Source organism: Nocardioides marinisabuli (genome assembly GCF_013466785.1).
Classification (GTDB): Bacteria; Actinomycetota; Actinomycetes; order Propionibacteriales; family Nocardioidaceae; genus Nocardioides; species Nocardioides marinisabuli.
In genome coordinates this window covers 379,216-391,995 of the sequence record NZ_CP059163.1, presented here as the reverse complement: position 1 = coordinate 391,995, position 12,780 = coordinate 379,216, and the positions used below count along the sequence as shown (strand labels likewise).

Below are 12,780 nucleotides of genomic sequence, written 5' to 3'. Positions count from 1 at the left end.
ACCGGCGCATCGCCGGATCGGTGGACTGGTCGGTAACCAGCACACTGACCACGTGCCTGCCTCCAGCGACCGGATGTACCGCGCCCTGCACGCCGTCGTGCCCCCGGCGGCCCGGGCGCTGTGGCGCCCGCGCGTCGAGGGCCTCGAGCACGTGCCGGCCACCGGCGGGGTGCTGCTGGCCAGCAACCACCTCTCCTTCATCGACTCGGTGGTCATCCCGGTGGTCGTGCCGCGCAAGGTCGTCTTCCTGGCCAAGTCCGACTACTTCACCGGCCCCGGGCTGCGCGGCGCCGCGCAGCGGGCCTGGTTCGAGGGCCTCGGGATGCTGCCGGTCGACCGCGACGACCCGCGGGCGGCCATCGCCAGCCTCGACACCGCGCTCGAGGTCCTGGGCCGCGGCGAGGCCTTCGGCCTCTACCCCGAGGGATCGCGCTCGCGCGACGGCCGGCTCTACCGCGGCCGCACCGGGGTGGCCCACCTCGCCCTGACCGCGGGGGTGCCGGTCGTGCCCGTCGGGCTGGTGGGCACCGAGCGGCTCCAGCCGGTCGGCACGAGCCTGCCGCGCCCGGTGCGCGTCACCGTGCGCTTCGGCGCGCCGGTGCAGGCGGCGGGGCGCTTCGACGGCGTCCCGCTGGGGCGGGCACGCCGCGAGCTGACCGACGAGGTGATGACCGCGATCGGCGAGCTGACCGGGCAGGTGCCGGCGGGCATCTACAACGACCGCGCACCCGGGGCCTGAGGGCGCCTCCGGCCCGCAGAACCTGCCAACCCACGGGGGGCCGGTCGGCAGGTTCCGCCGTGGCCGGCCGTGGTGCGGCGCCGGTTGAATCGCCACGTGACGCGGAGCATCCGGATCGGCATCGACACCGGTGGCACCTTCACCGACGTGGTCGCCTTCGACGAGGTGTCGGGGGAGCTGGTGACCACCAAGACCCCCTCGACCCCGGCCGACCCCGCCGAGGGGTTCCTGGCCGGCATCGACAAGGTCCTCGCGCTGCTCGGGCGCGGGGCCGCCGACGTCGACGCGGTCAGCCACGGCACCACGGTGGCCACCAACCAGCTGCTCGAGGGCAAGGTCGAGCGGCTGGGGTTCATCACCACCGAGGGCTACGAGGCGATGCTCGAGATCGCGCGCCAGTCGGTGCCCGACGGCTACGGCAACTCCTACTTCTGGGTCAAGCCCGACCGCATCGTCCCGCGCGACCTGGTCAAGGGCGTCGGCGGCCGGCTCGACCACACCGGCGCCGAGGTCCGGCCCTTCGACACCGAGGGCGCCCGCGAGGTCGCCCGCTGGTTCCGCGGGCGCGGCATCACCACCCTGGCCGTGTGCTTCCTGCACTCCTACGCCGGCCCCTCCCACGAAGAGGCGATGCGCGAGGTGCTCGCCGAGGAGCACCCCGAGGCCGTGGTGTCGCTGTCGAGCCAGGTGCTGCGCGAGTACCGCGAGTACGAGCGCGCCATGACCACGCTCGTCGACGCGGCGGTCAAGCCCCGGCTCTCGGCGTACGTCGCCCGCATCACCGAGCGCCTGCGCGCCCACGGCGAGCGGGCCGTCCCGTTCTACGTGATGAAGTCCAACGGCGGGGTGCTCTCGGCCGAGGAGGTCGTGCACCAGCCGATCACCACCGTGCTCTCCGGGCCCGCCGCGGGCGCGCTCGGCGCCGCGCTGATCGCCCGGGTGGCCGGCTTCGACCGGGTGCTGACCTCCGACGGCGGCGGCACCTCGACCGACGTCTCCGTGGTCGTCGACGGCGAGCCGACCCTGACCACCGAGGGGTCGGTGGGTGCCTACCCCTCCAAGATCCCGATGATCGACGTGGTGACCGTCGGGGCCGGCGGCGGCTCGATCGCCTGGCTCTCGCCCGAGGGCACGCTCAAGGTCGGCCCGCACTCGGCCGGGGCCGACCCGGGTCCGCTCTGCTACGCCCGGGGCGGTCGCGATGTGACCATCACCGACGCCCACGTCGTGCTGGGCCGCATCCCGCCCCACCTGCTGGGCGGGGAGATCCCGCTCGACGTCGAGGCCGCCCGCGCCGGGGTGGAGGCGCTCGCCGACCGGCTCGGGCTGAGCCCGGAGGCGTGCGCGACCGGGGTCCTGGAGATCTCGGCGTGGAACCAGGCCAACGCGCTGCGCCAGGTCACCGTCAAGCGCGGCCTCGACGTCCGCGACTTCACCCTGACCACCTTCGGCGGCTCCGGCTCGCTGCTGCTGTGCCGGCTGATGGACGTGCTGGGCATCGCGACCGTGCTGGTGCCGCCCGACCCCGGCAACGTCTCGGCCTTCGGGCTGCTGACCGTCGACGTCAAGAACGACTACGTGCAGACCCACGTGCGCCTGGCCGAGCAGCTCGCCGCCGCCGACGTGGCGCGGGTGCTCGACGAGCTGGGGGTCCGGGCGGCCCGGGCCCTGAGGGGCGAGGGCTTCGAGGAGGCCGAGCACCGCTTCGTGCGCACCGCCGACCTGCGCTACTTCGGGCAGGCCTTCGAGGTGCGGGTCGCGGTGCCCGAGGGACCGGTCGGGCAGGAGACGCTCGACGAGGTCGCCCGGCGCTTCCACGCCGAGCACCGCGCGCTCTACGGCTACGACTTCGCGGGCGACCCCACCCAGCAGGTCGAGTGGGTCAACCTGCGGGTCTCGGGCATCGGCCCGATCCGGCGCCCCGAGATCCGCCGGCACCCGGTGCCCGACCCGCCGCCCGGCCCGCCGGTCGAGACCGGCCGCCGGCCGGTCTGCTTCGAGGCCGGCGACGGGTACGTCGACACCCCGGTGCACCAGCGCACCGACCTGGCCCCGGGCACCGTGGTGACCGGCCCGGCGTTCGTGTCGCGGAGGAGTTCGGCTCCACGGTGCCGCTGCACCCCGGCTTCACAGCCCGGGTCGACCAGCACCTCAACCTGGTCGTGACCCGGGAGGAGACCCGATGAGCCGCCGCGCCCCCACCGCCTTCCCCTTCGGCTTCCTCACCGACGACCGGGGCGCCGGCGCCGACCCGGTGCTGGTGGAGATCGTGCAGGGCACCCTGACCAGCGTCGAGGCCGAGGTCGAGACCGCGATCGCGCGCACCAGCCGCAGCCCGATGATCCGCGACGCCCACGACTTCCGTGCCGGCATCCACGACCGGCTGCTGCGCAAGCTCACCGGGCGCTCCTACTCGGCGCTGGTGCACCCGGTGGCCCGCGACTTCCCGATCGAGCAGATGCGCGAGGGCGACGTCTTCTTCCACAACGACGTCTACCGATCCGAGGGCGGCATCGGGCACCTGCCCGACCTGTGCGTCACCGTTCCTGTGTTCAGCGGCCCCGAGGGGGAGCGCCGGGTGGTCGCGTTCGTGCAGGCCTTCGGCCACCACGACGACATCGGGGGAGCGGTGCCGGGCTCGATGCCCTCGGGCGCGACGAGCGTCTTCGAGGAGGGCCTGATGGTGCCGCCCATCAAGCTGTGGGACGCCGGGGTGCCCAACCGCGCGGCGCTGGCGATCATGACCCGCAACTCGCGGATGCCCGAGTCGCTGGCCGCCGACCTCGACGCCGAGTGCTCGGCCTGCCTGATGGGCGCGCGCCGGCTCGGCGAGCTCTTCGACCGCTACGGGGTCGAGGTCGTGGAGTCGTGCTTCGACGCGATCATCGACCGCACCACGACGACGTACCGCCGCGAGATCCTCAGCCGCATCCCGGTCGGCTCGTGGACGTGGGAGGACTACGCCGAGCACGACGGCGTCGACGAGCCCCGGCTGCACACCCAGCGGATCACGCTGACCCGCACCCCGCCCGAGGACCCCGACGGCGAGCGGCTGGTCGTCGACTTCGACGGCACCGGGCCCCAGGCGCGCGGGCCGATCAACCACTGCGGCGACTACTCCGACGGTGTGTTCCTCAAGAAGTGGCTGGCCCCGGTGCTGCGCAACCTCGCCGAGACCCCCGAGCGGATGGCCGAGCTCGACGTCAACGAGGGCGTGGTGCCGCTGATCGAGATGCGCTTCCCCGAGCCGGGCACGCTGCTCACGCCGGTCTTCCCGGCCCCCACCAACGCCCGCACCTTCGTGATCCTGCGCCTGCTGGGGGTGCTGGCCGGGGTGGTCGCCAAGGCGGTCGACGGGCAGATGCCGGCCGACCAGGAGACGATCCGCTACACCGGCGTGTACGGCGACGACGCCGACGGGCGTCCCTACCTGATGCGCGAGGTCCTCGGCGGCGGCTCGGGCGGGCGCCCCCACGGCGACGGCGAGGACACCATCCACGTGGTGCCCGACTCCCGCAACCTGCCCACCGAGTTCACCGAGGCCCGCTTCCCGTTCCTGGTCGAGCGGCTCTCGCTGGCCGTCGACAGCGGCGGCGCCGGGCAGTTCCGCGGTGGGCTGGGCTACGAGAAGCACGTGCGGATGCTGCGCGACGCGCACTTCATGTCGATCGCCGACCGCTCGATCCTGGCCTGCTGGGGCGTGCGCGGCGGGCTGGCCGGGTCCCCGTTCCAGGTCACCGTCGACCCCGGCGGACCCCGGGAGCGCGAGGTCGACGCCCTCGCCGACGCCGAGCCGGTGCGCGCCGGCGAGGTGATCCGCATCCGCACGACCGGGGGCGGCGGCTGGGGCGACCCGCTGCTGCGCGACCCCGCGCTGGTGGTGCGCGACGTGGTGTGGCGCAAGGTCTCGCCCGAGGCCGCGCTGGCGTCGTACGGCGTGGTGCTCACCGGGTCCCTCGACGACGACACCCTCGACCACGACGCGGAGGCGACGGCCGCCGAGCGGGCCTCGCGCCCGGCGCCGGCCGAGGCGTTCTTCGACCGCGGCCCCGGCTACGCCACGCTGGCCGGCGGGGCCACCCACGCCGACGTCGACCTCCTCGAGCCCGCCGGTGGTGGCACGATCGGGTCGTGAGCACGCGCGACGCCGCCGACCCCGAGGCCGCTGGGGTCTGCGCGGAGGTGGCGGCCGCGGGCTGGCGCTGGGTGCTGGCACAGGTCCGGTGGGACGACGGCCCGTGGATCCCGGAGTCGGTGCCCCACGCGGGCGCGCCCCCCGACGAGCGCGACGGCACGCACAGCGGGTGGGCGGGCTCGCCCTCGCGCTGGCCGAGCTCGCGCTGGCCCGCGCGTGGACCCCGCAGGAGGCCGAGCTGGCCGACGCGGTGGCGACCCGGGTGCGGGCGGGCCTCGGCGCCACCGACGACTGCTCGGCGTTCGACGGCCTCGTCAGCGCCGTCGGCACCCTCGTCGCGCTCGACGCGCCGGGCGCCGAGGACGCGGTGGCCCGGCTCGCCGCCCTGGCCGGCCCGACGGGTGGGGGCAGTCCGTCCTGGGGCCGCCGTACCCCGACGGCACCCGCATCAGCGACGCCACGCTCGGCACCGCGGGCGTCCTGCTCGGCGCGGTGTGGGCGCGCCGGCACCGGGTCCGTGGGGCCGACGACCTGGCCCGCCACGCCGCCGACGTGCTGCTGGCCGAGGCCGAGCCGGCCGACGTGGGCCGGCTGTGGCGCTTCGTCCCGCTGCGCTTCCTGGACCACGTGGCTCCCGAGGAGCGCCGGGAGATGCCGAACTGGTCGCACGGCGTGGCCGGGATCGCCGGTGCCCTCGCCGTCGCCGGGGCCGAGCTGGAACGGCCCGACCTGGTGGTCGCGGCCCGCAGCGGCGCCGAGCACCTGCTGTCCTGGGCCGACACCGGCGGCGGCGGCCTGGTGGTGCCCCGGGTGGTGCCGCCGCGCCCGGACGGGCCGGTGGTGGAGGTGTCCTACGGCTGGTGCCACGGCCCGACCGGCACCGCGCTGCTCTTCGAGGCCCTCGAGCTGGCGGGGTCGAGGAGGTCGCGGGGCTCGCCCCCGGCGCGTGGCGGCGGCGGTGCCTGCGCAGCGTGGCCGCCTCCGGCGTCCCGCAGCGGCGCGAGCCGGGGGCCTGGGACAACGACGGACGCTGCTGCGGCACCGCCGGGGTCGGCGACGCCGCCCTCGACAGCTGGCAGCGCCACGGGGACGAGGCCGACCTCGCTCTCGCCCGCGCCTGCGGCGACGCGCTCGTCGAGCGCGCGGTGCTCGAACGGCCCGCACGCCTGGTGGCGCTTCGTCGAGCACCGCGCCGCGGAGCCGCTGCTGCCGCCCGGGGTCGGCTGGATGCAGGGGGCGGCCGGCATCGCGGCGTACCTCGCCCGTCTGGCACGGGTGCTGCGGGAGGGACGCGAGGCGCCGGCCGTGGCCAGGCTCGACAGCTGGTGGGTCCTGCCGCCCCCGGTCCGGCACTGAACGGTCTCTACTACACCACCCGGCGGCGCCGCAAGACTTGTTGCTCATTCATGAGACGAATGATTAATTTCGGGTTTCGCCCCTTCCATGCGCATCGATCTTCGGCGAGGGTGCAGGTCCGGGGCGTCGTTGGGAGGCGCCCCCCTGTTGAGAGAAATGAGCACTTCTGTGAGGACTTCACGCGCGCTGGTCGCCCCCCTGGGGCTGGCCCTGGCCGCCACCACCGCACTGGCCGGCTCCGGCCTGCCCGCTGCGGCCGACCCGACCTCGGCACCGCGCTTCGACGAGAGCAGCGGTCGCGGCGCCGGCACCGTCAACCGGGTGGAGGAGCCGACCAAGGCCCAGGTCGTCGCCCGCGCCGCCGGCGAGACCGCGGTCTCCGGCGACCCGGTCGCGATGCCGACGTCGTACCCCTACCAGCCCGCGCTGCGCCTCTACCGCGACAACCCCGACGACGCCGCGCACACCGCCGAGCTGATGGGCCACCCCGAGATCGCGCCCAAGCTGATGGAGCTGATGGCCAGCAGCAACCGGGTCTCCGCCCAGGTCGTGGGCCAGTCCACCGAGGGCCGCGACCTCTACCTGGTCACCGTCACCGCGCCCGAGCGCGAGCAGGACACCGCCCAGCAGACCGCCTGGCGCGAGAAGATCAAGAACGACCCGGCGGCCGCGGCGGCCGACTCCGAGCTCCTGGCGCAGTACAAGACCCCCATCTGGATGAGCAACAACATCCACGGCAACGAGTGGGAGGGCACCGACGCCTCGATGCAGTACATCGAGTGGCTGGCCACGGCGCCGATGTCGGAGGTCGGCAGCATCCTGCGCAACAACCGTCTCTACTTCTCGCCGTCGCTCAACCCCGACGGGCGCACCGACGCCACCCGCGCCACCGCGATCGGCCTGGACCCCAACCGCGACCTGATCACCAACCAGACGCCCGAGACGCAGTCGTTCATCCGCACCGCCCAGGCGATCCAGGCGATCTACGCCGCCGACTTCCACGGCTACACGCGGGTCCTGCAGATCGAGCCGGCCGGCCCGCCGCACGGCTCGAACTACGAGTTCGACCAGATCCTGCCGCACAACTACGCCCTGGCCCTCAAGGTCGAGCAGGACGTCGTCGACGCCGCGATCCCCGGCAACACCTACCGCAACGTCGAGACCGGTGCGATCGTCGACGCGGTCACCGACGAGGCCACCGGACACATCAAGATCCCCTACCGCGACACCCCGTCGGGCTGGGACGACTTCCCGCCGATCTTCACCGCGCAGTACGCCGCGTTCTACGGCGCCGCCACCACCACGGTCGAGCTCCCCCTGACCCGGGGTGCCAGCGGCGGGCGCCAGACCCCCGAGCGGGCCGAGGTCAACACCGCGGTGGCCTACCAGACCCTCGAGAGCATGGTCGACTACCTCAACGACCCGGTGGCGGCCCGCGAGATGCTCGAGGGCCAGATCGAGACCTTCCGCCGCGGCGTGGCCGGTGAGCCGAAGGTGGCGCTGACCAGCGAGAACATCGCCGACGTGCCGGGCCCCGACCAGTGGAAGGCGCTGTGGGACGTCGCCGACGACCAGGAGCCGGTGAGCCTGCCGCGCGCCTACGTCATCCCGGTGGGCGACGACCAGCGCTCGGCCAGCGACGCCACCTCGCTGGTCGAGCAGCTGCTGCTGCACGAGATCGAGGTCGGCACGCTCGACGCCGACACGACCGTCGGGGGCACCACCTACCCGGCGGGCTCCTACGTCGTGGACATGCACCAGCCGCTGCGCGGCCTGGCCAACAGCCTGCTCGACCTCGGTGACGACATCTCCGAGAAGGTGCCGACGATGTACGACGTCTCGGCCTGGAGCTACAGCTACCTGTGGGGCGCCAGCGTCGACAAGGTCGGGTCGGTCACCGACGCCGCCCTCGGCGCCACGACCCCGGTCGGTGCGGCCACCGACCTGACCTCGGTGCCCTCGACCCCGAGCCACACCACCTTCGACGTGGCCGGTGTCGTGGACTTCCGGGCGCTCAACTCGCTGCTCGAGGAGAGCGTCCCGGTCTCGATGCTGGCCGACGGCTCGGTCGTCGTCGGTGTCGACGACTTCGACGCGGCCGCCGCCGTGGCGCGCGAGCACGGCATCGCCCTCGAGGCGGCCACCGCCGAGGACCTCGACGCGCTCGACGACGAGACCACCGCGGCGCTGAGCGACCTGACCATCGGCTACGTCGGCTCCCAGGACGACAAGCTGTCGCTGACCGAGCTCGGCTTCGACGACCTCGTGCAGCTCTCCACGGGCACGCTCGAGGCCGACCCGTCGCTGATGGACGACGTCGACGTGCTCTGGGTGGCCTCGACCTTCAACCCGGCGGAGGGCTCGGCCGCCCGCGCGGCCGTGCAGGCCTTCGTCGACGAGGGCGGCGCCCTCCTCGGACGCACCAACCGCGGCTTCGAGGCGGCGGTCTCCTTCGGGCTGATGGAGGGCGAGGTCGTCAGCGGCAGCAGCCGCGGCAACGGCATCGTGGCCGTCGACACCGCGGAGGGCTCGGTGCTGGCGCCCTACGCCCAGGACCACGCCTTCATCTACTCGGCCTACTCCTTCACCGGCCTCGGTGAGGGCGTCACGGTCGAGCAGACCTACGACGCCGAGAAGCCCTTCCTGGCCGGTCACTGGCGCGCCTCGAACGCCACGGACGGTCCCGAGGCCGCGGCGGGCAACGCCTCGGTGGTCTCCTCCGTCGACGAGGCGACCGGCGCCAAGTCCCTGGTCTTCGGCACCTCGGTGTTCTTCCGCACCCACCCCAAGGGCGGGCTGAGCCAGGCCGCCCGCGCCCTGATGTGGGCCGCGCCGGCCGGCGAGGCGGTCGTGGCTCCCGAGGAGGAGACCCGCGGCACCTCGACGACCACGCTCGAGGCCGAGGCCAAGAACAAGCGGAAGGCCGTCGTGACCGTCACCGTCGAGGTCGACGACGAGCCGGGCACCGGCACCGTGCTGGTCAAGGACAAGGGCACCAAGGTGGAGGTCCTCGAGATCACCGAGGGCGACGACGGCACCGTCACGGTGACCCTGAAGCTGGGCACCGGCCGCCACAAGCTCAAGGCCGTGCGCAAGGGCGACGACGTCGCCACCCGCAGCGTCTCCGCGCCGGTGGTGCTGCGCCTGGGCTGAGCGCCCGCTGAACCACGACGGACCCGCTTGGCAACTCCTGCCAGGCGGGTCCGTCCAGCGTGGTGGCCGCGCACGGTGCCGCCCCCCGACGCCGTCCCTACCCTCGGAGCATGAGGGTCCTGGTCGCGCTCGGCGGCAACGCGATGACCGGCCCCGACGGGTCGGCGCGGCCCGGTGACCAGATCACGGCGGCCCGCGGCGCCGCGGCCGCCGTGGCCGACCTGGTCGCGGCGGGCCACGACGTGGTGCTCACGCACGGCAACGGGCCCCAGGTCGGCAACCTGCTGGTCAAGAACGAGCTCGCCGCCGCCGTCGTCCCGCCGGTGCCGCTCGACTGGTGCGGCGCCCAGACCCAGGCGACGCTCGGCTTCGTGCTGATGAACGCCCTCGAGGCGGCCCTGGCCGGGCGCGGGCTGCGCACCCCGACCGCGGCCCTGGTCACCCGCACCCTGGTCGACCGTGACGACCCCTGCTGGGCGCGGCCCACCAAGCCCGTCGGGCGCTTCCTGCCCGAGGCCGAGGCCCAGGTGCTCGTCGAGCACGGCGAGACCTGGGAGCCGCGCGGCGAGCGCGGCTGGCGGCGCGTGGTCGCCTCGCCGGAGCCGCGGGAGGTCCTCGACGCGCCCGCGGCCGCCACCCTGTCCGCGGCCGGGTACGTCGTCGTGGTCGCCGGCGGCGGGGGAGTCCCGGTCGTGCGCGAGGCCGACGGCACCCTGCGCGGCGTCGAGGCCGTGATCGACAAGGACCTCGCGGCGGCGGTGCTCGCGCGCGCCCTCGGCGCCGAGGTGCTGGTCGTCGGCACCGACGTCCCCGCGGCGGTGCTGGGCTTCGAGGGCCCCGACCCGCAGCCCCTGGGGCGCATCGACACCGCCGCCCTGCGCGACCACGCACGTCAGGGTCACTTCGCCAGCGGGTCGATGGGCCCCAAGGTCGAGGCCGCCTGCCGCTTCGTCGAGGCCGGCGGCCGGCACGCCGCGATCACCGACCTCGAGCACCTGGTCCCCGCCGCCGAGGGCGGCGCGGGCACCGTCGTCGTACCCGCGCCACCGCACAGCACCGACCGCCCCACCGATCGTTGAGAGGACACCCGCCATGCCGCACGCCATCGAGGTCCGCAAGGTCCCGATCCACTCCGTCGCCGATGCCAGCGAGCTCGAGAAGCTCCTCGACGAGGGGGTGCTGGAGGCCTCGCGCGTCGTCGCGATCATCGGCAAGACCGAGGGCAACGGCGGGGTCAACGACTACACCCGCATCATCGCCGACCGGGCCTTCCGCGAGGTGCTGGTCGCTCGCGGCGCCGACCCCGAGGCGGTGTCGCAGGTGCCGATCGTGTGGTCGGGCGGCACCGACGGCGTGATCAGCCCGCACGCCACGATCTTCGCGACGCTGCCCGAGGGCTCCGTCGAGCCGCCCCGGGACCCCGAGGAGAAGCGGCTGACCGTCGGGTTCGCGATGAGCGAGGTGCTGCTGCCCGAGGAGATCGGCCGCTCCGGGATGGTCACCAAGGTCGCCGACGCGGTGAAGGTCGCGATGGAGCGCGCCGGCATCACCGACGCCGCCGACGTGCACTACGTGCAGACCAAGACGCCGCTGCTGACCCTGAGCACCATCGCCGACGCCAAGTCGCGCGGCGAGGACGTCTTCACCGAGGACACGCTCTACTCGATGGACGTCTCCAACGGCGGCACCGCGCTCGGCATCGCCGTGGCGCTGGGGGAGATCGAGATGCCCCGCGACGAGCAGGTGCTCAAGGACCGCTCGCTGTACTCCTCGGTGGCCTCCTGCTCCTCGGGCGTCGAGCTCGACCGTGCCCAGGTGGTGGTGGTCGGCAACGCGCGCGGGGTCGGGGGCCGCTACCGCATCGGCCACTCGGTGATGCGCGACGCCCTCGACGCCGACGGCCTGTGGGAGGCGATCCGCGACGCCGGCCTCGACCTGCCCGAGCGGCCCCACCCCTCCGACCTCGACGGACGCCTGGTCAACCTCTTCCTCAAGTGCGAGGCCTCCCAGGACGGCACCGTGCGCGGGCGGCGCAACGCCATGCTCGACGACTCCGACGTGCACTGGCACCGCCAGATCAAGGCCGCCGTCGGCGGCGTCACCGCCGCCGTCACCGGTGACCCGGCCGTGTTCGTCTCCGTCTCGGCGGCCCACCAGGGACCCGACGGCGGCGGCCCGGTCGCCGCCATCGTCGACCTCGGCTGACGCCTCGCGGGGCTCAGGTGTCGAGCCAGGCCCTGACGGCCTCGGTGTGCTCGCCGAGGCGGGGCGGCGGCAGGTGGGTGGCGCGGCCGCCGGAGTGGGCGGCGTCGTCGAAGCGCAGCGGCGAGCCGGGCAGCTGCAGCGCGCCCAGGGTCGGGTGCTCGACGTCGAGCAGCAGCCCCTGCGAGCGCGTCTGCTCCCAGGCGTAGACGTCGTCGAGGGTGCGCACCTTGCCGCTGGGCACCCCCGCGGCCCGCAGCACCTCGAGCCAGTGCTCGGCCGGGTCGGTGGCGAAGTGCGCCTCGAGCAGGCCGGTCAGAGCGTCGCGGTGGGCCACCCGGTCGGCGTTGGTGGCGAACCGCGCGTCGGTCGCGTCGAGGTCGAGCGCCGCGCACAGCGCGCGCCACAGGCCCTCGGAGCCGCAGGCGATCTGGATCGGCGCGGTGCCGGTCTCGAAGAGCCCGTACGGCGAGATGGAGGGGTGGTGGGCGCCCGCCGGGCCCGGCACCTCGCCGGCCACGGTCCAGCGGGTGCCCTGGAAGGCGTGCACGCCGACCATGCCGGCCAGCAGCGAGGTGCGCACGACGCGCCCGCGCCCGGTGCGCTCGCGCTCGTGCAGCGCGGCCAGCACGCCGAACGCGCCGTTCATCCCGGCGACCAGGTCGGCGATCGGCACCCCGACCTTGGTGGGGGTCTCGCTGCCGGTCAGCGACATCAGCCCGCCCTCGCCCTGGGCGATCTGGTCGTAGCCGGCGCGCTGGGCCTCCGGGCCGTCGTGGCCGAAGCCGGTGATGGAGAGCACCACCAGGCGCGGGTTGAGCGCGTGCAGCCGCTCGGTGCCGAAGCCGAGCCGCTCGAGCACGCCGCTGCGGTAGTTCTCCATCAGCACGTCGGCGCGCTCGACGAGGCGGGCCAGCACGTCGGAGTCGGCGGGGTCCTTGAGGTCGAGGACGACCGACTCCTTGTTGCGGTTGGCCGAGAGGAAGTACGTCGACTCGCGCGCCTCCTCGGGCCCGACGAACGGCGGCCCCCAGGAGCGGGTGTCGTCGCCGGCCGGGGGCTCGACCTTGATCACCCGGGCCCCCTGGTCGGCGAGCATCATCGCCGCGTGCGGGCCGGCCAGGGCGCGGGTCAGGTCGATGACGATCAGGTCGCTGAGGGGGCCGTCCATGGGGCGAGCCTGCCATGCCGGCGG

The 12,780-nt window shown here is 74.4% G+C and carries 8 protein-coding genes; 7 read left to right on the top strand and 1 reads right to left on the bottom strand.

The features are described from left to right. Positions 1-52: 52 nt before the first annotated feature. The 7 genes from H0S66_RS01855 to bar all read left to right on the top strand — a co-directional run bounded on the left by H0S66_RS01855 (position 53) and on the right by bar (position 11,588). Positions 53-739 carry a lysophospholipid acyltransferase family protein gene (locus H0S66_RS01855; RefSeq protein ID WP_258017061.1) on the top strand — a complete coding sequence of 229 codons (687 nt, stop codon included), beginning with the start codon at positions 53-55 and terminating at the stop codon, positions 737-739. Positions 740-835: 96 nt separating this feature from the next. After that, positions 836-2,905, top strand: coding sequence for a hydantoinase/oxoprolinase family protein (locus H0S66_RS01850; RefSeq protein ID WP_219633605.1), 2,070 nt, complete (start codon positions 836-838; stop codon positions 2,903-2,905). Between the two features lie 16 nt (positions 2,906-2,921). After that, entirely contained in the window at positions 2,922-4,874 is a 1,953-nt protein-coding gene (locus tag H0S66_RS01845; protein ID WP_179613865.1) for a hydantoinase B/oxoprolinase family protein, read from the top strand. 492 nt (positions 4,875-5,366) lie between these two features. Continuing rightward, the gene (locus tag H0S66_RS01840; RefSeq protein ID WP_219633604.1) at positions 5,367-6,230 is read left to right on the top strand and encodes a glycoside hydrolase family protein; all 864 of its coding nucleotides are present in this window, start codon (positions 5,367-5,369) and stop codon (positions 6,228-6,230) included. Positions 6,231-6,398: 168 nt separating this feature from the next. Next, a complete protein-coding gene (locus H0S66_RS01835) occupies positions 6,399-9,383 on the top strand; it encodes a M14 family zinc carboxypeptidase (protein ID WP_218876199.1) in 2,985 nt (994 codons plus the stop codon). A 110-nt stretch (positions 9,384-9,493) separates the two neighbouring features. After that, positions 9,494-10,462, top strand: coding sequence for a carbamate kinase (locus tag H0S66_RS01830; RefSeq protein ID WP_179613862.1), 969 nt, complete (start codon positions 9,494-9,496; stop codon positions 10,460-10,462). Between the two features lie 13 nt (positions 10,463-10,475). Further along, a complete protein-coding gene (bar, locus tag H0S66_RS01825; RefSeq protein WP_179613861.1) occupies positions 10,476-11,588 on the top strand; it encodes a barbiturase in 1,113 nt (370 codons plus the stop codon). 13 nt (positions 11,589-11,601) lie between these two features. Here bar and H0S66_RS01820 read toward each other — a convergent pair whose 3' ends face one another. Next, complete coding sequence (locus H0S66_RS01820) at positions 11,602-12,756, bottom strand: CaiB/BaiF CoA transferase family protein (protein ID WP_179613860.1); 1,155 nt, start codon at positions 12,754-12,756, stop codon at positions 11,602-11,604. Positions 12,757-12,780 lie beyond the last annotated feature (24 nt).